General features: G+C 35.9%; 21 protein-coding genes. 10 read left to right on the top strand and 11 right to left on the bottom strand.

What is annotated here, in order from left to right; translation table 11 throughout:
* Positions 1 to 21: 21 nt before the first annotated feature.
* The 4 genes from NBX03_RS04155 to NBX03_RS04170 are packed head-to-tail and all read right to left on the bottom strand — an operon-like array spanning position 22 to position 2,636.
* Positions 22 to 876, bottom strand: a complete 855-nt coding sequence (locus tag NBX03_RS04155) for an ABC transporter permease (protein ID WP_250229497.1) — start codon at positions 874 to 876, stop codon at positions 22 to 24.
* Positions 854 to 1,780, bottom strand: coding sequence for an ABC transporter ATP-binding protein (locus NBX03_RS04160; protein ID WP_250229498.1), 927 nt, complete (start codon positions 1,778 to 1,780; stop codon positions 854 to 856). Before NBX03_RS04160 ends, NBX03_RS04155 begins: the two co-directional genes overlap by 23 nt.
* Positions 1,764 to 2,189, bottom strand: a complete 426-nt coding sequence (locus tag NBX03_RS04165; RefSeq protein WP_250229499.1) for a hypothetical protein — start codon at positions 2,187 to 2,189, stop codon at positions 1,764 to 1,766. The genes NBX03_RS04160 and NBX03_RS04165 overlap by 17 nt, the downstream gene beginning before the upstream one ends.
* Before the next feature lie 9 nt (positions 2,190 to 2,198).
* The gene (locus NBX03_RS04170; protein WP_250229500.1) at positions 2,199 to 2,636 is read right to left on the bottom strand and encodes a LytTR family DNA-binding domain-containing protein; all 438 of its coding nucleotides are present in this window, start codon (positions 2,634 to 2,636) and stop codon (positions 2,199 to 2,201) included.
* Between the two features lie 408 nt (positions 2,637 to 3,044).
* Here NBX03_RS04170 and NBX03_RS04175 point away from each other — a divergent pair, with 408 nt between their 5' ends.
* Entirely contained in the window at positions 3,045 to 3,782 is a 738-nt protein-coding gene (locus NBX03_RS04175) for a SagB/ThcOx family dehydrogenase (protein WP_250229501.1), read from the top strand.
* Positions 3,783 to 3,992: 210 nt separating this feature from the next.
* Here the strand turns inward: NBX03_RS04175 and NBX03_RS04180 are convergent, their stop codons facing one another.
* Together NBX03_RS04180 and NBX03_RS04185 are read right to left on the bottom strand one after the other, a co-directional pair.
* Positions 3,993 to 5,291 carry an NAD(P)-dependent oxidoreductase gene (locus NBX03_RS04180; RefSeq protein ID WP_250229502.1) on the bottom strand — a complete coding sequence of 433 codons (1,299 nt, stop codon included), beginning with the start codon at positions 5,289 to 5,291 and terminating at the stop codon, positions 3,993 to 3,995.
* Between the two features lie 367 nt (positions 5,292 to 5,658).
* Entirely contained in the window at positions 5,659 to 7,779 is a 2,121-nt protein-coding gene (locus tag NBX03_RS04185; protein WP_250229503.1) for a peptidoglycan-binding domain-containing protein, read from the bottom strand.
* A gap of 240 nt (positions 7,780 to 8,019) precedes the next feature.
* Between NBX03_RS04185 and NBX03_RS04190 the strand changes: the two genes are divergently transcribed.
* The 8 genes from NBX03_RS04190 (at position 8,020) to NBX03_RS04225 (ending at position 15,997) form a co-directional block, all read left to right on the top strand.
* Positions 8,020 to 8,421, top strand: a complete 402-nt coding sequence (locus NBX03_RS04190; protein ID WP_250229504.1) for a metal-dependent transcriptional regulator — start codon at positions 8,020 to 8,022, stop codon at positions 8,419 to 8,421.
* A gap of 209 nt (positions 8,422 to 8,630) precedes the next feature.
* On the top strand, positions 8,631 to 9,557 hold the full coding sequence (locus tag NBX03_RS04195) for a metal ABC transporter solute-binding protein, Zn/Mn family (protein WP_250229505.1): 927 nt from the start codon (positions 8,631 to 8,633) through the stop codon (positions 9,555 to 9,557).
* A gap of 19 nt (positions 9,558 to 9,576) precedes the next feature.
* Positions 9,577 to 10,320, top strand: coding sequence for a metal ABC transporter ATP-binding protein (locus NBX03_RS04200; protein ID WP_250229506.1), 744 nt, complete (start codon positions 9,577 to 9,579; stop codon positions 10,318 to 10,320).
* Positions 10,320 to 11,225 (top strand): metal ABC transporter permease, encoded by a 906-nt coding sequence (locus NBX03_RS04205; RefSeq protein WP_250229507.1) that lies wholly within the window; start codon positions 10,320 to 10,322, stop codon positions 11,223 to 11,225. Before NBX03_RS04200 ends, NBX03_RS04205 begins: the two co-directional genes overlap by 1 nt.
* Positions 11,209 to 12,099: a metal ABC transporter permease gene (locus tag NBX03_RS04210; protein WP_330638460.1), complete on the top strand. Its 891-nt coding sequence runs from the start codon at positions 11,209 to 11,211 to the stop codon at positions 12,097 to 12,099. The genes NBX03_RS04205 and NBX03_RS04210 overlap by 17 nt, the downstream gene beginning before the upstream one ends.
* A gap of 387 nt (positions 12,100 to 12,486) precedes the next feature.
* Positions 12,487 to 13,497: a PLP-dependent cysteine synthase family protein gene (locus NBX03_RS04215; RefSeq protein WP_250229508.1), complete on the top strand. Its 1,011-nt coding sequence runs from the start codon at positions 12,487 to 12,489 to the stop codon at positions 13,495 to 13,497.
* 417 nt (positions 13,498 to 13,914) lie between these two features.
* The gene (locus tag NBX03_RS04220) at positions 13,915 to 15,192 is read left to right on the top strand and encodes an adenylosuccinate synthase (protein ID WP_250229509.1); all 1,278 of its coding nucleotides are present in this window, start codon (positions 13,915 to 13,917) and stop codon (positions 15,190 to 15,192) included.
* 331 nt (positions 15,193 to 15,523) lie between these two features.
* A complete protein-coding gene (locus NBX03_RS04225) occupies positions 15,524 to 15,997 on the top strand; it encodes a GNAT family N-acetyltransferase (RefSeq protein WP_250229510.1) in 474 nt (157 codons plus the stop codon).
* 170 nt (positions 15,998 to 16,167) lie between these two features.
* On the opposite strand, the gene NBX03_RS04230 is transcribed toward NBX03_RS04225, so the two are convergent.
* The 5 genes from NBX03_RS04230 to NBX03_RS04250 all read right to left on the bottom strand — a co-directional run bounded on the left by NBX03_RS04230 (position 16,168) and on the right by NBX03_RS04250 (position 21,459).
* Positions 16,168 to 16,773: a hypothetical protein gene (locus NBX03_RS04230; RefSeq protein ID WP_250229511.1), complete on the bottom strand. Its 606-nt coding sequence runs from the start codon at positions 16,771 to 16,773 to the stop codon at positions 16,168 to 16,170.
* A gap of 148 nt (positions 16,774 to 16,921) precedes the next feature.
* The gene (locus tag NBX03_RS04235) at positions 16,922 to 17,395 is read right to left on the bottom strand and encodes a flavodoxin (RefSeq protein ID WP_250229512.1); all 474 of its coding nucleotides are present in this window, start codon (positions 17,393 to 17,395) and stop codon (positions 16,922 to 16,924) included.
* 324 nt (positions 17,396 to 17,719) lie between these two features.
* Positions 17,720 to 19,246 (bottom strand): histidine kinase N-terminal 7TM domain-containing diguanylate cyclase, encoded by a 1,527-nt coding sequence (locus NBX03_RS04240; protein ID WP_250229513.1) that lies wholly within the window; start codon positions 19,244 to 19,246, stop codon positions 17,720 to 17,722.
* 167 nt (positions 19,247 to 19,413) lie between these two features.
* On the bottom strand, positions 19,414 to 20,334 hold the full coding sequence (locus NBX03_RS04245) for a hypothetical protein (RefSeq protein WP_250229514.1): 921 nt from the start codon (positions 20,332 to 20,334) through the stop codon (positions 19,414 to 19,416).
* Between the two features lie 12 nt (positions 20,335 to 20,346).
* Complete coding sequence (locus NBX03_RS04250) at positions 20,347 to 21,459, bottom strand: MBOAT family O-acyltransferase (protein ID WP_250229515.1); 1,113 nt, start codon at positions 21,457 to 21,459, stop codon at positions 20,347 to 20,349.
* A 617-nt stretch (positions 21,460 to 22,076) separates the two neighbouring features.
* Between NBX03_RS04250 and NBX03_RS04255 the strand changes: the two genes are divergently transcribed.
* Positions 22,077 to 22,943: a LysR family transcriptional regulator gene (locus NBX03_RS04255; protein ID WP_250229516.1), complete on the top strand. Its 867-nt coding sequence runs from the start codon at positions 22,077 to 22,079 to the stop codon at positions 22,941 to 22,943.
* Positions 22,944 to 23,595 lie beyond the last annotated feature (652 nt).

The raw sequence follows: 23,595 nt of genomic DNA on the forward strand, positions 1-23,595 counted from the left end.
CTATAATAAGACAAAGACTCTTTATTTATCATTTTTATTGCCTTTTATGACAGAAAGCATAAAAAATACAGAGCTCCAGATAAATACATAAATAAGGCTTTCCATAAGGCTTATTTCCCTGTTGCCTATATAAAAGGAAATGCCCATGTTTTCCGAGAAGCTTCTTAATAAAAGACTGTCTGTGTTGTCAAATACAGTTGAAATCCTGGGCTTTAAAAGGATATTTCTAAAAATCACCGAAATATGCGATGTTGGAAGAAGCTTTATAATGGGGAGCATAGAATCGGGGAAGCTTCCTAAATCCAGAAAAACGCCGTTAGTAAAGCCTATTATGGTTGATATAAGAGAATTTGCGCTTCCGTAGGTGCTTGGATTTTTAAAGAATATACTTAAAAAATAGGACATGGAGCTTCCGAATAAAGTGCTTATAAATAAAGCTGTTAGGAGCTTAAAGAACTGAGTACTTTCAAAAAAATCCAGCGGATTTTCCGCTATGATTATGATAAAAAGCAAAATCTGAATGATACACATCAATAGGGATATAACAACAGAGCTTAGGATAAATCCTCCTGAAATTTCATATTTTTTCACCGGTGCTATAAAAAAATCGTCTAATGCACCGTAATACTTATCCCGTACCATAATTGAAAAACAGCTTAAAGATACGGTTATGGGAGTTATGGATAAGATGCCTCCCAAAAGCCATTGTTGAGCTATAATGTTTCCGTAGGGATTTTCTGAAAAATTAGATTCTATGTTTCTGCCGATAAATAATGAATATATTATGAGGCTTATAAATACGGAAAATAAAGAGTAAAATACCATGGACTTATTTCTGATATAAATTAAATTATTACGCAGGAATATGGATTTCATTGGGCTGATTTCCTTTCACTATATTTAAAAACACATCGTCTAAAGAGGAGTCTATTATAGAGATTTCGCTGATACATTCTTTAATGGGGTAGAGGGTATCAAGGATTTCTTCAGGAGTATGGGGGTATAGTTCAAAGTTATCGTGATTTCTTTTAAAATTTATATTATGCTCTTTAAAAAAATCTTCTGCTTTGTTAAAATCATGAGTTTTAATACAGACTCTTTCTTTGCTATAGGTCTTTTTAAGATATTGGGGAGTTCCTTCTGCAAGAAGATTGCCATTTCCTATAATCGCAATGTGGTCAGACTTTGCGGCTTCTTCCATGTAATGGGTAGTAAGAAATATTGTAAGGCCTGTTATTTTTCTTAAATTGTCGATGATTTCCCACACGTCTTTTCTTATACTGGGGTCAAGGCCTGTTGTAGGCTCATCTAAAAATAATATTTCAGGCCTTCCCATGAGGGCTCTTGCAATATCTACTTTTCTTTTCTGCCCGCCGGAAAGAGTGTTGTAAGGGCGGTTCAGGATATCCTCTAAGCTTAAGCTTTTATTTATTTCCATAAGAATTTCTTTTTTAGAATATTTTCCATAGAGGCTTCCCCTTAGGAGAAGATTTTCCTTAACCGTGAGAAGTCCATCCATCATGCTTTTCTGAAAAACCACACCTATTTTTTCTTTAATTTTTCTGTCATCTTTTCCAAGGACAAATCCTGCTATTTTTATTTCTCCTGTATCCTTAGAAATAAGGGTAGAAAGAATATTTACCGTTGTGGATTTGCCTGCGCCGTTTTCACCCAATAAAGAGAAGAAGCTTCCCTTTTCTATAGACAAATTAAGGTTATTTACAGCATTTATTTTGCCGTAGGATTTACTTAGATTGTTAATTTCAATTATTTTCTCCATTTCTTGCTTTTCTCCCTTCCGCAAGCTTTTTATTTATTTCCGCAGCGCTTTTTCGGTTGTAATAGATGTAGAAGGCAGTGATAAGAGAATAAGTGATAAACACAAATATAATGTTAATAGTGATAGAAACTAAATTTATATCCATAACTTTAAATATAATATTAGCAAAAAATAGCGCGATAAATATTGCCCCTATATTTTTTAAATGGTAGATTAAAGGATTTTTACTATAATTGTCATTATTTTCAATAAAATATGTGGAAATTAAAGATATTGAGATTATAAATAAATAGCCTATATTTGATAAACTAATATAACTGGGGAAAATAAAGCTTAATATAGAAATAAATAATGCTATAAAAGATGTGTTAAGCATTGCCTGCTTAAATATAATCATGAATTTATACATTGTTTCCTCCTAAATATCAAATTTTTCCTTTAAAATAGGGACATAATGCCTGTTTACTATAATAATTTCCCCATTGGTAAGATAGGCTTCATATTTTCCGTTGAAAAGAGCCTTAACGCTTCTAAGTTTATTGAAATTAAAGATACAGCTTTTTCCCGAACGGATAAATTCTTCAGTGGAAAGCATTTCTTCGGCCTCGTATAGCTTAAGATCGGATTCATAAACTTCTTTTTCCGTATAGATATAAGTTTTATTGTCTACAGATTCAATATAGTAAATATCCTCAGGAGCAATATTATAGATATTGCCGCCTTTTTTCCCTTTAATGGAAATATCGAGCGCCTTAAGTCTCTTTATAAGATTTTCAATTTGAGCATCAATCTTTTGGCATTTTATAATGATTTCGGTTTCCTTTGCAGAACCATCTGTTTCTATTATTATTTTCATCTCCTGCCCCCTTTTAAGTAAACTAACATACATTTCGTATACCTTCAATAAGATTTCTGTAAGATGCATTTTTAAGCCTTTAAAGAGCATATGGCCTATAGTAAAAAACTTATATTCCATTCAGAAGTTTATGACCGGACAGGCATGCTTATTGAACTTAAAAATTATCTTTGATTTTTAAATTTAATAAGTTTTCCTAAATCTATAGTAAATAAAGATACTCTTTTCTATCTTTATTTACTACAATATATGGTATACTAATGTTACAGCAAGTCTATTTGTTTTTATTCCGCAGGAAGCAGGTGGTTTCAAGAGAAGGATAAAATCAAAGAAAAACAAATAGACAATACGGCTATTTTATATTTAAACGAGTATAAAATTTACTATATTATAATAAGGGGGCATACGATGGAAAACAATGAAAACAGGTATTTTTTGAAATCCCAATGGAATAATGATTCTATGAAAGGAACAGATCAGGCCAAGGAAATTCCCATGCCTAGTTATGAGAAGTCTTTTAATAAAGATGGGCTTATATCTTTGCCGGATCCTTTAAAGACAGAACTTAAAAAAAGAGATATTGTTGAAATTATAACCGATAGAAAAAGCCGCAGAAAGCTTGGAGAAGGCAATGTATCTCTTTCGGAGCTTTCCTTCGTACTTTGGGCGACTCAGGGAATCAGAGAGGTTATTTCAGGCAAGATGTTTAAAAATGTTCCTTCGGCAGGGTCAAGGCATCCTTTTAATACATATGTATATGCAGATAAGGTGGAAGGCCTTAAAAAGGGTATTTACTGCTATATCGCAAGCGAGAACGCTCTTATGGAAGTAAATACGGGCGAAGATGAAAATCTGAAAGAGCGGCTTTTAAAGGCCTTAAGGGGCCAGCTTTTTAACTGCGGCTTTTCTCTTTTATGGGCCTATGTGCCTTATCGGTGTGAATGGAGATATACCAATGATTCCTATAGGGTGTCGGCATATGATGCAGGTCATATATGCCAGAATGCCTATCTTGCGGCGGAAGCCCTTGGGCTTGGCTGCTGTGCCATAGGAGCCTACAATCAGGAAGAAGTTGACAGTGTTCTGGGCCTTTGCGGCAAAGAAGAATATACAGCCTATATCGGTGTTTTCGGAAGATATAATTAATCTTACAAAAACCTCCTTAAAGCATAGCTTTAAGGAGGTTTTGAAATAAAAGGCTTTATAATAGTTTCTCTGCTTTTATAGTAAAACAACTTTAAAGTAGGAACAAAAGCCTATTTTTCATAAACAGCTTAATAGAGTAGAACCCCTTCTATTAAGCCACTCAAAATATACGGCTTTTGTCACTGTAATCTAATTGTTTTACTATAACTATTACAATTCAAGAAGCTTTATTGCATCAACGTAAGAAGCGATGCCTTCTGCCACTTTTTTAGCTTCCTTCATGGCAAGCACTACGGTCGCAGGCTTATGAACCACGTCACCTCCGGCAAAAACCCCTTTTCTTGTGGTCATGCCGTAAGGCTTATCTTTGGTGATGACATATCCTGAGTCATTTACGCCGATGCCTGTTGTTGTGGATACGATGCGGCTTGCAGGCCTTGAGCCTACGGCAAGCATAATAACATCGGCTTCGATTTCCTTGATTTCGCCGTCTTTTTTAAATTTAAGACCTTTAACAGTATGGTCTCCTGTAAATTCTACAGGGTCGGCATACCATATAAATTCGACCCCTTCATCAAGAGCGCTTTTATATTCAGTCTTTAGAGCCGGCATATCTTCAAGGCCCTTTCTATAGACAATGGTTACGGAAGAAGCACCGTATCTTAAAGCGGTCCTTGCGGCATCCATTGCTACGTTTCCGGCCCCTACAATTACCACCTTGTCTTCTTTGGATACGGGAACTTCATCTTCGTCTACGCTTCCGGCATTATATAATGCAATCATGCGAAGAAAATATGTAGATTGGATTACGCCGCTTTTTTCTCTGCCTTCTATTTCAAGGTCACGGGCGAGGGCAGTGCCTGTTCCGATAAATATTGCGTCAAAGTTTTGAGAAAACATATCGTCTATTGTAAGGTCTTTGCCTACGGTTACATTGGTAAGAAATGTGACGCCTAAAGCTTCTATTTTTTTTATTTCTCTGCGGACAACAGCTTTAGGAAGACGAAATTCCGGAATACCATAAAGCAATACGCCCCCCGGCTCGCTTTCGTTTTCATATATGATTACGTTAAAGCCTTCTCTTGCAAGGTCTCCTGCAACCGTAAGGCCGGCAGGGCCAGAGCCTATTACTGCGACCTTTCCCCTTGTTTTTTGGGCTATGTTTTCTTTTATAAGCCCCATTTCGGCATCAAAGTCCGCTATGAACTGTTCAAGGCCTCCTACCTGTATGGGATTACCTTTGGCATTTAGGACGCAATGGCCTACGCATTGCTTTTCGTGAGGGCATACCCTTCCGCAAACAGCAGGGAGATTAGTTTTCTTTGCAAGGATTTCTCTTGCTTCGCCTAAATTGCCTTTTGATAATTGATATATAAAGTCAGGTATGTCATTATTGATAGGGCAGCCCTTTTGACATGCCGGAACCTTGCATCTTAAGCAGCGCTTGGCTTCATTAATTGCCTCCTGCATCGTATAGGATGTATTTTTTTCGTATTCGGATTGAGCCATATAAACCTCCGGGTAAAAATAATATAATTAAAAACTAATATTATAATATAACACTTAGACATAAGTTAAAAGAATTATTATTTTTTTAACAGATTTAAAAAGCGTTTGAATAGATATTCAATATGATTAAATGAAACAGGAATTTAAGGTTTTTTGCTGCTGTTTTTTGTAAGAATGCTGCTTCTGAACCGCTGTTTATCCTGATATGGTAATATACATATGCTTTTTATACAGTATTTTTATTAATTATGGCATATACTTGTTTTTATTTAATAAACAGATGTAAACAAAAAAAGAGCAGCATAATCTGCCCTTTTTTATCTGCATCTCTATTTGTTTGTGAGTTCATTAACCATTTATATTAGTTCTATTGAGGTAATTCTTGATAAACTTCTACTATTTTATTCCAAGTTTCTGGTCCGATGATGCCGTCGGGGGTAAGACCAAATTCAGTTTGGAACGTCCTCACGATGCTTTCTGTCACCGGCCCGAACCATCCGTCAGGCAATATGGGAGGAATATTGGGATAAAATTCGGCTATGAGATTAATCAGATTTTGTATATATCTTACGTCTTCGCCTCTATCATCTATTCTAAGGGGTCTTCCGGGATAAGAGGGGATTTCCGCATTTATTTGACTGCAGATTTCAAATATTTTATTCCATGTTATTCTTCCTACGATTCCGTCGGCAAAGAGATTGAATTGAATCTGGAATGCTCTTACAGCCGCTTCTGTTGCAGGGCCATATATTCCGTCTGCTGTAATTTCAGGAATTGAAGGATAGACTGCAGATATTTCTCTTAAACAGCTTTGCACAAGCATAACTTCGTGACCGACGGAGCCTACCCTTAAGGATTCCTCAGGATATGGAGGGCCGTAGGCGCCAATGGGATTTGCAATAATGTGTTCAATTACTTTATACACATAATAAAGGTCATTCCAAGTTCTTGGGCCTACAATGCCATCGGCGGGCTCGATAAAGAAAAGCTTCTGAAAGGCGATTACTGCCTGCTCGGTATTTTCGGTAAATACACCGTTATTTATGACTAAAGGAATAATAGGGTAAAACTGGGCTATAAAATTCAAAATAAACTGAAGCTCAATTACATCTTCGCCTCTGGAGCCTAATCTTAATATAGAGGTCGGAGGAGTGCTGCCTATACCTATGCGTATCCCTTCGCTTGTAAGCTCTCCAAGCCTTGCCACCCCTACAAAGATACGTATAATTGCATACCATGTATCCTTTCCCACAATTCCGTCAGGAGTCAGGTTAAATGTTTCTTGAAATACTTTTACGGCTTCGGTTGTCTCGGGGCCAAAAAATCCGTTTGGCTCGCTGATAATAGGAATCAGAGGATAATTGGCGCTGATGCGGTTTAAAGAGTCCTGTATGAGGCGTATATCATCGCCGGATTCGCCTTCAACATAAGGATATCCTCTGTAGGTGCCAAAGAGATCGAGAAAGTTATTAGACTCAAAAATCCTGATATCTTCCGGATAATAATAAGTTAAGATTTCAAAGGGGGTATAACCCTCTTCCGCCAAGGGAACGGTTCCCCATTGAGAAAGCCCGTCGCAGGTTACGGTAGTTCCGTTACAGTATTGGGCAAAAAAAGGCTCTCGTCTTCCTAAGCGCCTGAGGAAAAGATTAAACATACCGTCAACGTATTGGCTTATGTTTTCAAATATATTTCTTCCGTATACAAAGCTTTGGTCATATGCCGTAGAATTGGTTATATCAAAATCATACCCTCGGCTTCGATACCATACCGTAAATATCCTGTTAAGGGCGAAGGAAATCTGAGCGTAAATATTAGCCTTTATAGCGGCTTCCGGCCAAGTGGGAAATATTTCGCTTGAGGCAACGTTTTTAATATAGTCTATAAAAGGTACCCTTACGTTTAAAGCATCCGAATCAGGAGGGCCGAGATGCACTGTGATATAATTTGGCACAGTAATATCATTTGCCGGCAGGGGTGTAAACTGAGTTTTGCCTTCATGGTCCATGATACGGATTTTCCTTTCTATATTAGTTGTAAAGATATTCTTTTTTTGACTAAATGAACTTTGCTGAGCTGGACCTGAATCTTCAGGCTCTGTTTCCGTAAGGGGAGAAGTTGGCTTTATAATAATCTCCATTGCAGATTCCTCAGGGGTCGAATTTGGAGCAATGGGAAAATTGTGAATTGGTAAAATAGCAAGTTTATTGGGGAAAATTTGGACGCCTTTGATCGTAAGAGTTGCGTAGCCTCCGAAAGCCGGAACCTCTACGTCGTAGGTTGAAAAGGATGTAGTATCAGCACCAGGTTCATATGAAATAACCTCATCAGGGGCAGAAAGGTCAACTTTCGCAGTGCTGCCCATTTCATCGGTAAAGATATTATATATGATGTTTCCGTTTGGTTCTTTTACCAATATGTTTGCATTGGGAATGGGCATATAATTATTCCCCAATCTCAATTCAATCCTTAAATATCCTTTTTGCATAAAATACTCCTCTTTTCACATGACTATTAATGGCGATTATCATGAAAAACATATTAATACTAATTTATTGAGTAAAAACGAAAAATGTTACATATTTAAAAATATGTCCTTGCCTAAAGTGATTAAAAAGTAAGTTTAATTTATTAACTTTATTATTTTTTATTCAAAAGAGTTGCATTTTATGAAAAATAATTATATAATATAAGTAAATTTAGGGACGCCTAAAAAAGAGGAATTGTCATGACACCTAACAAAGAAGATTACTTAAAAGAAATATATAAAATGAACGGAGAAAATCAGGTTATCAGCAATAAGCAGATAGCCCAGAGGCTTGGCATAAAGCCTGCTTCCGTAACAGAAATGATCAATAAACTTAAGACAGAAGATTATGTTTCCTATGAGCCTTATAAGGGAATAAAGCTTACGGAAAAGGGCGTTAAGAAAGCATCTTTTCTTCTTAGGAGCCACAGGCTTTGGGAGGTATTTTTAAAGGATTATCTTAAATATGAAGAAAGCAAAATCCATGATGTCGCAGAAGAGCTTGAGCATGTTACGCCTCAGGACCTTTTGGAAAAGCTGGACGAATATCTTAATTATCCTGAGCATTGTCCTCATGGCTCTGTAATACCTAAAAAAAGGTAAAACGCCATATCTAAAAATAAATTACATTTTAATATATTTAAAGGTATTTTAAGTAAGCCCAAAATTATTTTATTAAAATGGGGTTCTCTTGAGAATACCTTAAATTTTCAGACAAAAGTTAGCTTTAGATAACAATATCATAAGACTAACTATGAAACTGTTAGACGAATTTTGCATATAAAGGAATAGATATATAAGGAGGAATAATCATGTATAAAAGTAAGATTATATTTTTAATATATGCTTTGATAGGAATATTTGCACTGGCAGGCTGTTCTGCTGAAAAAGAGTCAAACGGCAAGCTTAAAATAGTAGCTACGACAACAATGCTTTATGATCTTGGCTTAAACATAGGCGGAAACCACGTAGAAGTTAAAGCGCTTATGAGCCCGGGTATTGACCCGCATCTTTTCAAGGCCAGCGCGGGAGATGTTAATTTAATGCAGGAAGCGGATATCGTTATATATAACGGCCTTCATCTTGAAGGAAAAATGGCCGACGTATTTGAAGCCCTTTCAAAAGGCGGGCATTCCGTTATATGCATAGAAGACGGAATCGATAGCAGTAAGCTCTTAACCTCAGAAGACGAAGGAAGCGTATATGACCCTCATATATGGTTTGATGTTGATTTATGGAAAGATGCGGCAAAACATGTTGCAGGGGAACTTTCCAAAATAGATGAAAAAAACGCCGGGGATTATGAAAAGAACCTTGAAAGCTATTTAAAAAAGCTTGATGCCCTTGATGCATATATAAAGGAAAGAACCAGTGAAATAGGCGAAGAGCAGAGAGTGCTTGTAACGGCCCATGATGCCTTTCGATATTTTGCCAGAGCCTACGGATATGAGGTTAAGGGCCTTCAAGGCATAAGCACAGAGGCTGAAGCCGGAACAGCCGATGTAAAAAGCCTTGCAGATTTTATATATGAAAGAAAGATAAAAGCGGTTTTTGTTGAATCCTCTGTGCCTGCTAAAACCATAGAGGCTTTAAAGGCAGCTGTAGATTCAAGGGGATTTGTTACGGAAATAGGAGGAGAGCTTTATTCAGATTCTCTGGGAGATGAAAAAAGCGGAACCGAAACCTATATACTTACTTTTAGAGCAAATATAGATACTATAGTTAATGCACTTAAGTAAAATAGGGGAGGCTATGGATATGATCTTTGAAAATAAAGATGATTATGCGGTAGAAATAGAAAATCTTACAGTATCCTACGGAATAAAGCCTGTGCTTATGGATATTGATTTAAAAATTCCCAAAGGAAAGCTGGTTGCAGTCATAGGGCCCAACGGAGCAGGAAAGACCACCCTTTTAAAATCCGTTTTGGGACTTATAAAGCCTGTAAAGGGAAAGATTAAATTTGGCTATGAGAGAGGAATCAGAAAATCCGCCTATGTTCCTCAAAGCTCTTCCGTAGACTGGGATTTTCCTACAACGGCTCTTGATGTAGTACTTATGGGAAGATACGGAAAAATAGGCTGGTTTAAAAGGCCGGGGAAAAAGGATATAGAACTGTCAAAAGAGCTTTTAAATAAAGTAGGTATGGGAGAATATGCAGGCAGGCAGATAAGCCAGCTTTCAGGCGGCCAGCAGCAGAGAGTCTTTCTTGCCAGAGCCCTTGCTCAGGAGGCGGAAATATACTTTATGGATGAGCCTTTTAAGGGGGTAGACGCCCAGACGGAAAAGGTTATTGTAGGGCTATTTAAAGAGATAAAGTCAGAAGGTAAAACCGTAGTTTCCGTCCACCATGACCTAAGAACAGTAGAAGAATATTTTGACTATGCAGTATTTATAAACGAAAGATTAATTGCCGGTGGACCTGTAGGAAGCGTATTTAACGATAAGAATATTGAAAAGACTTACAGAATAAAAGAGGTTACTCTTAAGGAAGTGGTTTGATGGAAGTAATATTAAGTTTATTATCCGATTATACCTTTAGGACTGTGGCTTTAGGGGCAGGTATCTTAGGCATCATAAGCGGCGTTCTTGGAAGTTTTTCCGTTCTTAGAAAGCAGAGCCTTTTAGGAGACGGGGTGTCTCACTCTGCTCTTCCGGGGGTCGTTGCGGCATTTTTAATTACAGGAAGCAAAAGAACGGAAATATTGCTTCTTGGGGCGCTGATTTCAGGGGCGTTATCCGTGTTTATCATCATTAATATTGTAAAATATTCAAGAGTAAAATTTGACAGCGCTCTGGCTTTAATCATGTCTGTTTTTTTCGGGCTCGGGATGGTGCTTTTAACTTATTCTCAGAAAATACCCAATGCCAATCAGGCAGGCCTTAACAGGTTTATATTTGGGCAGGCATCTACATTATTAAAACAGGACGTTTTGTTAATGACGATAGGGGGCGGGATACTTCTCATTCTTGTAGCTCTTTTCTGGAAGGAGTTTAAGATACTGAGCTTTGACAGCGAATTTGCTATGTCTATAGGCTTTCCTGTTAAAAAGCTTAATCTGATGCTTTCTTTCATGACTGTAATAGGAATTATTATGGGACTGCAGACAGTAGGGGTAATCCTTATGAGTGCAATGCTTATTGCCCCTGCTGCTGCCGCAAGGCAATGGACGAATAAACTTCACAGAATGGTGATTATTTCTGCATCGTTCGGTGCATTTTCAGGGTTTTCAGGTACTGTGGCAAGTTCTATGTTTTCTAAAATGCCTACAGGTCCTTGTATTGTTATAGCGGCAAGCATAATAGTGCTCATAAGTGTTTTATTTTCACCTCTTAGAGGGTTAATTCCGGCATATTACAGACAGAAAAGGCAAAAAGGAGGGAACTTAAATGACTCCGCAGCTTGAAATACAATTAATTGCAATTTTAATTTCCGTCGGCTGTGCTTTACCGGGGGCATTTCTTGTCCTAAACAAAATGTCTATGATGGCAGATTCTATTACCCATACAATACTTTTGGGCATCGTCATTGGATTTTTTATTACCCAGGATTTATCTTCCCCTGTTCTTATAATAGGGGCTGCTCTTACGGGGGTTGCCACGGTATGGCTTACGGAGCTTTTAAAAGGTTCGAGGCTTCTTTCCGGGGATTCTTCCATAGGAATTGTTTTCCCCTTCCTTTTCAGTATAGCCGTTATACTTATTTCAAGATATGCAGGCTCCGTGCATCTCGATACAGACTCAGTCCTTTTGGGAGAGCTTGCATTTGCACCTTTTGACAGGCTCCTGATAAACGGCATCGATATAGGCGCAAAGGGTATTTATATAGCCCTTAGTTTACTTGCTGTCAATATAGCCTTTATTGCCCTTTTCTTTAAAGAGCTTAAGCTTATGAGCTTTGACCCGGTGTTGGGCGCCATTTTAGGATTTTCTCCTCTTATATTAAGGTATGCTCTTATGACTGTCGTATCTCTTACGGCTGTAGGCGCATTTCAGGCAGTGGGTTCTGTGCTTGTAATAGCCTTTATGATAGGACCGCCGGCGACAGCCTATCTTCTTACAGATGACTTAAAAAAGATGCTCTTCTTAAGTGGATTTATAGGAACCTTGGGAAGTATTTTGGGGTATACAGGGGCAAGAGTTCTTGATGTATCCATAGCAGGCACGATTGCTGTAGCCATAGGTATATTATTTGGCCTTGCATTTATATTTGCCCCAAAAAGAGGAATGTTGAGTATTCTGAGTCATAGAAGAAAAGAAGCAAAAAAGCTTGTATCATGAAAATTAAAATTATTAAAAGCAGATATGAAAAATTTCAATATTAGGAATTTTGCATATCTGTTTTTTTATTTATTCTTCAAAAAAAGCCTATAAATTCTTCTAAAAAAACAATCTGATTTCGGCATATCAAATAAGTTTTTAAAAATAGTGAAAAATAGATAGGGTTGCGCTCATAATAACCTGAATAATTATAAAAGTGCCAATACAGGATTATAAAACAATAAAAAGACATGTGTATTCTATGTTAAATATCTACATATAATAATGACGCTTATATTGACTTAATATGCATAATGTTATAAAATATTCTTATGGCAAAGGGTGTGTTTAATGAGCATTTGCTATAAGAATGTATACAAAATTAACATTATTTGAGGGAGATGAATAATGCGGAACTCTATGAAGAGAATATCAGAGCTTGAAAATCTTATTGGCAGGACCCCTATGGTTGAAATCCATTTTAAATACGAAGGAAAGGAAAGAAAGATTTATTCTAAGCTTGAATACTTCAACTATACAGGAAGCATAAAGGACAGAATGGCTTTAAACTGTATAAAGCGTGCCTATCAAAATGGGGATTTAAAAGACGGATATACCATCGCAGAGACAACCAGCGGCAATACGGGAATAGCATTTTCTGCCATAGGCTCTTATATAGGCCTTGAATCTGTTATATTTATGCCTGATTGGATGTGCAATGAAAGAAAATGCATGATTTCAAGCTTTGGAGCGAGGCTTCATTTGGTTTCAAAGGAAGAGGGCGGATTTTTAGGCTGTATAGCTAAAACGAAAGAATATGGCAAGGAAGAAAATGTTTATATTCCCGACCAGTTTTCAAACGAGTATAATACTGAAGCCCATTATATGACTACCGGCCCTGAAATAATGAAGCAGATGGACACTTTTGGCGCAAAGCCTCACGGTGTTGTTGCAGGAGTTGGAACAGGCGGAACCATTATGGGCATCGGCCGCTTCTTAAGAAGCATAGACCCTAAAACTAAAATGTTTCCTATGGAGCCTAAAAGTTCTCCTACCCTTACTACAGGCCATCAGATAGGCAAACATAGAATAGCCGGAATAAGCGATGAGTTCATTCCTGATATTCTTAAACTGAAAGAATGTGATAATATTATTATGGTTGACGACGGTGATGCCATAATTATGGCTCAGCGCCTTTCAAGAGAGCTTGGTCTGGGGGTCGGAATATCCTCAGGGGCCAATTTCCTTGCGGCTATTGAAGCTCAGGAAATCATGGGAGAAGGTTCCAATATTGTAACGGTTTTCGCCGATGATAATAAAAAATATCTTTCTACCGACTATGCACGTGTAGAGCCTGTAAAAGACGACTTTTTATCTCCGAAAGTTGAGCTTATAGGATTTAAAACAGTAAGAGCATAACCGCATTTTAAAATATAGAAATCAAGGAAGCTTTAACATTTATCAGGAGGCTAAAGTGAGGGCCAGTCAACCAATAAAATCAGCGGCTTATCATTTTTTGGCTTTTATAAACAAATATAAATAAATTTTATATTTGCTTTGCCTTGACAATGTTACTGATTTCATTTGAATTCAAGAATAAAACGAATCTTTTCTAATTACATATAAAAAGTATAATTATGTAAGCTCCTTCCTGCCAGCAGGAAGGAGCTTTTTATAAAATAAAGGATAAAGGCTAGTTTTCAATGAGATTTAAAGATTTGACAAGGGTTTCATATTTATTTACTTGATTAAATTAACTACATTATATATAATTGTAGAGTATTTCATAATGCGTTATATGTAAATTTATAATAGATGTTGAAAGGGGTTTTTTAAATGATAAGAGCCATTGTAGGAGCGAACTGGGGAGATGAGGGCAAGGGGAAAATAACAGACATATGCGCTGCGGATTCCGACGTAGTGGTACGTTTTCAAGGGGGAAGCAATGCCGGCCATACAATAATAAACGAGCATGGTAAGTTTTCTCTTCACCAGCTTCCATCTGGTATATTCCACCCTGAAACGCTTAATATTATAGCCAACGGCGTTGCTCTTAATATAGACTACCTCTTAAAAGAAATTGCCTATGTTGAAAATGCAGGTATTAAGTTTAATCTTATGGTATCAAACAGGGCAGGTGTGCTTGCGCCTTACCACGTGCTTCTGGATGAGCTTGAAGAGGAAAGACTTGGAGACCGTAAATTCGGTTCTACAAAGTCCGGCATAGCCCCTTTTTATTCAGATAAATATGCTAAAGTAGGCTTTCAGGTATGGGAGCTTTTTGAAGAGGAATATTTAAAGGATAAAGTAACAGGGATTTGCGATAAGCTTAATATTATTCTTGAGCATTTATATAAAAGAGAAAAGCTTGATCCCGAAAAGCTTTACGAAACCTTAAGAGGATATGGAGAAAAAATTGCCCCTTATACAGGAGATACTTCCGAAGTCTTAAATAAAGCAATCAAAGAAGGAAAGACTATCTTAATGGAAGGCCAGCTGGGAGCATTAAGGGATATTGACCACGGTATTTATCCTTATGTAACCTCTTCTTCCACTTTGGCAGGCTATGCCTCCGTAGGGGCAGGAATTCCTCCCTATGAAATAAAGGACGTAATTGCCATAACAAAGGCTTATTCAAGCTCCGTAGGAGAAGGCCCCTTTGTAACAGAGCTTTTTGATGAAGAAGCGGAAGAACTTAGAAAAAGAGGCGGAGATGCAGGCGAATACGGCGCAACCACCGGAAGGCCAAGGCGGGTAGGCTTCTTTGATGCTGTTGCAACAAGATATGGCTGCAAGGTTCAGGGAGCGACAGAGCTTGTTATAACCTGCCTTGACGTTTTAGGCTATTTGGATGAAATACCGGTATGCATCGGCTATGATATTGACGGGGAAATAACAAAGGATTTCCCTGTGACATCAAATGTTTATAAAGCAAAGCCTGTATATACGAAGCTGCCCGGCTGGAAGCAGGATATAAGAGGCATTAAGGAATATGATAAGCTTCCGCCTCAGGTTCATGATTATATTAAATTCATTGAAAAAGAAACAAACACAAAAATAAAAATGGTTTCAAACGGACCGAGAAGAGACGAAATCATCTATATAAACGAATAAAAGGTCAATAAGAAAAACAAATAGGGATTGCTTTGCAATCCGATGGTGATTTTCTCCTAAGTTTGTGCCTTTGTACCATGAATAAAAGCCATAGGATATCATATCCTGCGGCTAGGCTATCGACGTGAAACGGTCGATAGCCTTTTTATATTAAACGTGCTATAATGCAGATATGATTTGTCGGATAATATATAGTCTATTTGTTTTTATTCCGCAGTAAGCAAGGCTTCAAGAGGGCATAAAATCAAAGAAAAACAAATAGACTATACTGCTAATTTATATTTAAATGAGTATAAAGAGAAGAAAATTTATATAACTAAGGGATGACGCAATGGATATTAAAATTGAAAAAGGAAGTTTGAAATATCTAAGCGATTGTGAAAAAGCACTCTTAAACTCCGAATTAGGCAGAAAGTATTTCGAACATGAGGGAAGTGGAAGAAGAGCTATACTTGAAGGATTAGAACAAGGAAATCTATATGTTGCAATAAATAATAATGAATGTGTGGGTTTTATGTTTTATATACCAAAAGGTATTTTTCACAGTTTCCCCTTATTGCATTTAATTTCAGTAAAAGAGGAATATAGAAACAAAGGAATCGGTAAAAAACTGATGGCTTTCTTAGAAAATTTAGCTTTTGAAAACGCAAGTAAGATATTCTTTGTTGTTGCGGACTTTAACCCGGACACAAAGCGCTTTTATGAAAAATTGGGATATCGAAAAGTTGGCGAGATACCAAGCCTTTATAGGAAAGGGATAAATGAATACTTAATGATGAAAGAAAAAGAAATGCAGATTAATTAATTATTTTATCCGTCCCATCATATTATAAATATTCAGCACATACATGTGAAGAGGTATGTGCTTTTTTATCGAAAGCCCCCGCTGCAGGATATCATATCCTACGGCTTTTGATGTTTCAGGCGATTTATTTAGCTTTTTTAATTTGCTTTATCGTCTTTAAATAATTTATATTATCTTTCTTCATCACGTAATAACAGATAAGGGCTATCCTCCTCGTGGATAGACGACCATTTATCATAAAAATTACCCAAGATAGCATTTAATCGAGTAATAGAGATGTCTGGGTTTTCCTGAGGCGGATTTTCAGCAGATACCATATCATTTACAATAAGCTTAATATCATCTCTTAAAATTGTAAGATAACGGATTTCATTTTCAGAAATTGCATTGTCTTTTAGTATGCCGTTATATCTTATGCCGTTTGTTTCACCGGAACCGCTTCCTAAGGTATAAGAAATATAGTCAAAAGACAGTATACCGGGATGATACAACTCATCGAAATAAAACCGATGCTGCGTAATTATGGTATCTAATTTTGCAAAATAAACAGAAAGCATTTCAATGGAATCTTGGTTTACCGCATCATCTGTAATGTTACTTTCTAAATTTAATATAATACCGTCTAAATTAAATGAAATTGTATATAAGCTGCTGTAAAGTTGATTTATAAGAAACCGCCTGGCTCTGTCTTTTTCTATAATACTTTTAAGATTTTGCCCAAAAGAAAATATCAGCAATAGAACAAGGGATATGCAAATAACTCTAAATTTTTTCATTATTGCTTCACCTCAACAATATAAATTTTATGCATTCTTTGATTAGTAAGTGAACCGCTATATAAATACAATTTTATCAGAATCCTCAGGCAAAATCCAGAATAACAGCAGAAAGCTGCATTATTAGAGGCTTTCCACTACGCTGTCGCTATCCTAAAATATTAATTTCATCAATCCATTTTTTTACTTGTTTATCATCAAAATCGTTTGCTGCGGCAAACCCTGATAATAATTTTGAATCAGGGCATTCTTTAGATATATTGCTTTCTATTTGACCAAAGCCTCCGCCGCCGTGGGTACAAAAGGGAATAATTATCTTCTCCTTTAAATCAACGCTTCGTAAAAAGCTCAGTATAGGCGGCGCAAAAGATTTAAACCAATTGGGCGTTCCTATAAAAATATATTTATAATCGTTTATAGGCTCATTTCCGGAAATAAGCTTAGGGCAATATCCCCTTTCAATTTCATTTCTTACTTCTTTTGTAGCTCCGTTATAGGCAAATGAATAAGGCTTTTCGGGAATTAGTTCTCTTATATCTCCGTCTGTAATAATTGCAATATCCTCCGCTAAACTCTTTGTTGTATTTGAATAAGAGTAATATACAATCAATATTTTACTCATAGTAATCCTCCAAAATCTTAATTATGTGTTTTACTAATCGGCAGTGTGTCTTCTTGCCGATTTCAATATGTATCGCTGATAAATTTAAAAACGCGTTAAGAAAGGCATCTTTAAAGAATGGTTTACAAACTGACTTTTGTATTATTTTCATCTGCGTTTAGTATAAACGCAATAATATCAATTTCTAATATTTTCATAAAGAATCCTCCAATAAGATTATTTATAATACATAAGCAGCTGTTCTAGGATTATAAGAACATGCTGTAACTTTTGTAAATAGCCTTATTGGAGGAATAATAAAATATCAAAGCTTTAAATTTTATATTATCTTGATCTTCTCTCATTTCTTTTATCAGTATACATATCCTTGTCGGCTGTATCGATGGTTTCTTCTATGGTTTGAAGCATATTTGTTTTGATTGCATATCCCAAAGCAATGGAACAGCCGAATAAATCCTCTTTTTTACTGGCAATTTTATTTCTGATGGTATCAATTATTTCAAGGGCACGTTCTTCGCCGGTAGAAGGAAGCATGAGGGCAAATTCATCACCGCCGATTCGCGCTACGGTTCCGATGCCTTTGGTGGCTTCAATCAGAATTACCGCAAAGGATTGAAGCAGAAGGTCCCCGGTAATATGTCCGAAGGTGTCGTTTACCCGCTTTAATCCGTTTACGTCTCCTATTACTACGCAAAGAGGGAAGTTTTCCTCTTTATTGAAGCTATGCAATACCTTGTCGTATCCCCTGCGGTTGAAAAGACCGGTTAAAGCGTCTATCGTGCTTATTTCGGTTAAGTTTCTCAAGGTTTTAACCATATTTGTTATGTCGGAAAAAGATACGATAATGCCTATTTTTTCACCGGATCTGCTTACAATATACTGCCTTTTAAGATTATAGGATTTAAAAACCGAATTATTATTTTCAGGAAAGTATATTTCCGTTTCATAAACGTTCATGGCGGATTTATTGTTTATTTGAGCCCCTTTTTCTTTAAGCAGGCTGATGAAATCTTTAAAGGACCTGTTTTTAAGGCTTTGTATATTCATATTGGCGGCCCATTTTTGAGCGGCTCGGTTATAGTCTATAACGTAATTATCCAAATTTAGAATAAGAATGATTTCATTCATAGACTCGAAAATTTCATTTCTTGCAATGGCATATTTATTTGTTTCCTTTGCGTCTATTGCAAAATAGAAAAATAAAATGGATAAGGTTGCGCCTACTAAGTTTAAGTCGATAAGGGTCGAAAGAGATACAATCATATCTATGAGCTTAAGAGCAGTGCCGGAGATGCAAGCAAGAATAACAAGATAAAAAGGCAGCCGGTAGAACCGCTGATAGTCTCTGCTTTTATAGGAAGAAATGACTGCTGTGATGCATATGAGACAATAGCTGTATATTACATGAACATTATACCAGGGGCCGTATACATTAAATGCAATATGGACAGGAACAGTCTGCAGTATTTCAAAATAATTTCTGAATAAAAAGTGTGAATCGTTCGTAAGAGAAAGAATCATTGTTATTGTGGGAATAACAAATAAAGCTGCGACTATTTTTTTATTCGTATATTTCTCCATGTCATAAAGCTTCAATACACCTATAAGGGCAAATACCGAGACATATGGAACAGGAATCATATGCATATAATAAATCATTTTTGATGTTCCGGGATCCGAAGCAATAAAATAGAGCCCATGGAGAACAATCCAAGATATTATCGCTAGGCAAAGGGCTAAAAATGGCGGGAAGCATTTCTCTCCGCTTTTTGTCAGGCAGGCAAGTATGGTAATGCATGCAACGATTATCAAAAGAAGCAAGCATATCAGAATAGCTACTTGGTTATTCAAAGCTTAACCACCTCAAGTTAATAAAAAATGTATTTTGTATTATTATAGGGTTAAATTTAATTTTTATCAATAAACTATCATTATTTTTTACAATATACACAAAAGGTATCATATCTGTAAAGTCTTATAGAAAAAGATAAAAACTTATTAAGCCTTTATTCTTATCCTTACTTGCCATTTTTTGTAAAGCCGTTTTCATATAAATATTTTGATATAAATTCAGTGCATTTAACTGCGCCATTATAATTCGTATGACCGCCGTCAAACATATCAGTTTTGAAATCAAGGCCTATTTCATCAATATAATTATTTAGATTAAGGACAGGAACTTCAGGGTAATGTAATTGAACCTCATTAAGATAATTATTAAAATAGTTTTTATTTGCAGAAGGCGCAATTAAAAAAACCAAATCAATACCGTTCTTTTCGCATAAATCAACTATTTTATCAAGGCTTTTCATATTTATCGGGAAGCTTTCGTTTATGGCAAAGGCATCTTCTTCTATAAGAGATATGTTTTCACCAGAATCAGAAAGATATACATAACCTTTATCCGGATCCTTATCATTTTTATCTGTAAAATATTTTACAGCGCCTTTAAAGCTGTCTTTATTGATGCTTTTCCATCTGGAATGATAATTTAAGAAGCTGGTAATGCCCTTTGGCATTATTTCCATAGTACTTTCCTTTGAAGAATCAGGGAGCTTTATAATTTCATTTTCGTTTGACGGACTATCCGAAACCTTAAATTCCAGTGATTTTATTTCAAGGACAATGGTTGAAGGATTTTGGGTTTTCAACGCTTCCAGCATATTCTCATATGTTTTTTTCATAGGCTGCTCAGGGGCGGCCACTACATAAGAGCTGAATCCATAATCCTTTTGGGCTTCATTAGGAGAAAATGTACAATACATAAAGGAAGAACCCATAAAAAGCACATCTATGGTATTTGCCTCTTCCTTTGTATATTTATAATAGCTGTAGCCAAAAGGATTTGATATGTTTGGGTCAAAGAGTATTCCTAAAAAATTTATTATTAATCCTACAATAAGTATAAAAAGAATTATTTTAAATGCAAGTTTTTTCATTATATCACCAGCCTAAAATTGAAAATACAAGAAGTTGACTTCCTTGGCAGCGTCTCCGTAAATGCCGAAAACAAGAAGGAAGAGAGCCGCCAGAACGTATAAAAGCCAGCGGTAAAGGGGGTTTTGTCTATTTATGATTTTTGTAATACTTGTTTTTTGAGACAGTATATCCACAAAAGCAAGTAATATTAAAGAACATAGGAGTATTGTAATTTCTGCAAGGTCCAGACCTAAATTAAGAAGAGTTCCGTCTGTAATAAGCCATAAATTCGGGTAAAATATGTATTTAATAACGTATAAAGCATCTTCTATGGAGTTTGCCCTGAAAAATATAAAGGCTAATGTGGCCAATGAAAATGTAATGAAAATTTGAAATAATCTGTGGCCTAAAGAGTCCCTGTCGATTTTAAGCACATTGCACAGAGCCACTTTTACAGGCATAAGTATTTCTCCAAGGACAATATAAATACCGTTTAAAAGGCCCCATATTACAAAAGTAAGCCCTGCGCCGTGCCATAGGCCGCTTACTAAAAAGACGATTATCTGGTTTCTGTATTTTTTAAGCTTTCCTTTCCTGCTGCCGCCTAAGGGGATATAAAGATAATCTCTAAACCATGAAGAAAGGGAAATATGCCATCTTCTCCAAAATTCCCCGATAGATTTTGAAAGAAAGGGCGCTTTAAAGTTTATAATAAGATCAAAGCCAAGGATTTTGGCGCTGCCTACTGCCATATCTGAATAAGCTGAAAAGTCACAGTAAAGCTGAACCAAAAAACCAATTGAGGATATTAAGAGGGGTATGCCTCTAAACGAATAAACGTCATTAAAAACAGTGTTTACTAAAATAGCAAGTCTATCGGCGATAACTATTTTTTTAAAAAGCCCCCATGCAAAAATCATCGCGCCTTCTTTTACATCTTCGTAGCAGAATTTCTTTTCAGCTTTAAATTGGGGAATTAAAGAAGGAGCCCTTCCTATGGGACCTGAAGCGATATAAGGAAAAAACAGGATAAAAAGCCCATATAAAGATAAACTTCTTTCTGCATTTATTTTTTCTCCATAAACGTCTGCAATATATCCCAGAGACTGAAAGGTGTAGAAGGAAATTCCCACAGGAAGTATCAAATCAAGTATCCTGAAGGTATCCGATTGTCTTCCGAAATTTATAAATAAGCTGTTTCCCAGCCCAGCAAAAAAATTATAGTATTTAAAGAAAAACAAAACAGATAAATTTATAAAAAATCCGGCCAAAAGCCAGAGCTTTTTATTTTTCGCAAAATTGCTTTGTTCAATTTTTATTCCGCATATGTAAGTTGATAAAATAGTTACGATTAAGGGGATTGCATAGTAAATATTCCAATTTATATAGAAAAGGAAGCTTGCAATAAGTAAAAAGTGATTTTTAAATTTCTGAGGTATTGAATAATATAAAAAACATAGTATCAATAAAAAAACAATATAAGCAAAAGAATTAAAAATCATTTTCAGTCTCCATATCTAAAATATTATTAAAATTTATGCTTTGAAAAAATATTAATATTCGGCATTTTTCGGGCCTTTAATCCAGTATAGTGTATCATATAATAAGGATTAAATAAATCAAAAGTTTTAAACGGAAGATTAAAGGCTAAATTCGATTTTTAATTTACTATATATGGAATATAGTATAAAATTGTAAAGGATATTAGGAAGGTATATTTGATAAATTATTTGGACTTTTATAGATATTATGAGGTGAAAATGTGAATACGGAACAGCTTAAGACATTTTTGTCACTTTCTGAAAGCAGAAATTTTTCCTTAACGGCAAAAGCCATGATAGTTGCCCAATCTACCATAAGCAATAGAATACAGGAATTGGAAAAAGAAATCGGTCAAAGATTATTTATAAGAAATCATAACGGGGCAGAGCTTACTTCGGCAGGCAAAGCCTTGCTTGAATATGCCGAAAAAATCATAAGCCTTGAAGAGCAAGCCATAGATCAGGCCAACAGAGTTTCAAAATTTGAAGGACGCATTATTTTAGGGACCGTATATTCCTATTATGATACCCGCCTTAGCAATATTTTAGGTAATTTCATGAAGGAAAACCCTGATATATCTCTAAAGGTAAATTTTGCTCATTCCTCAAGGATTATTTCCGAAAGCAGGAAAAGAACAATTGATATTGGTTTTACCCATCACTATTACGACCATCCGGAATATTTCTGCAAATTAATAGAAAAAGATGATGTAATATTAATTACCGGATTTCAAAATACACGTTATGCTGATGGGGTTTCTATTTCAGAAATAAAAAATCTCCCATATATTTCGTCAAACTTTCTCTATTCAAAGACAAAAGAATGGCTTTTCTCAAAACATCAGCAGTTTCAGCTGGAAATGGAAATAGGAGCAAATATAATTCCTTTTATAACGGAGAGTGAAAATTATACCTTGCTTGCAAGAAATTTAGTAAAAGATAAAGTTGAAAGGAAAGAATTAAGAGAAGTTCCTGTTATTAACGGAGAAATCCCCCCTGTAGAATACTATATGGTTTACAGAAAAGACGATCATAGGCATTATATAAAAAAATGGCTTTCTTTTTTTGAAGAAAATATCAAAGCCTAGAAACGGATATTTGTAAAGTTAATTTGTAAAGGCCCGTTAAATCAAAATTATAATAAAGCTAAAAAATAGCTATAAGGCAGAGTATAAGAGATATTTTATACTTTGCTCTATAGCTATTTTTATATTGTAGTAAATAGACAATTTGTACTGGAAGAAAATAAAATTGAAGGTTTTTTTAAGATGGTTTATCTGATGCTTCGTTTTTCTAAAAATAAAAGGAACAGATAAATACCTGCCTATTCCTACTTATTAAATGTATAAGTTTGACTTTGGTATGAAAAATACGCTTAATTCGAGGTGGGTCATAGGGTTCAAAACGGTATCCGTAGAACTTTTTCTATTAAGAAAACATATATTGCTACCAGATATAGGGCTGTTTTGCTATGGGAGGATGCTGCAAAATGAAAAAAGATAATAATCGAAAAATTTATTCATGTACGAATCCAAACTACAAGGGTATCCCTGATGATTTATATTACACAAGAAGAAAAAGCAAGTATTGCAATAGTTTATATCCGTCAGGAAGCTGTGGGTCTTCATGCCGCCCTTACTGTCCAGGTCCAACAGGGCCAACAGGTTCCACAGGTCCTACTGGGGCAATAGGCCACCAAGGTTTACAAGGAATCCAAGGAGACACGGGCCCAACCGGATC

This window comes from Anaeropeptidivorans aminofermentans (genome assembly GCF_940670685.1).
In the GTDB taxonomy this organism is placed as follows: domain Bacteria; phylum Bacillota; class Clostridia; order Lachnospirales; family UBA5962; genus Anaeropeptidivorans; species Anaeropeptidivorans aminofermentans.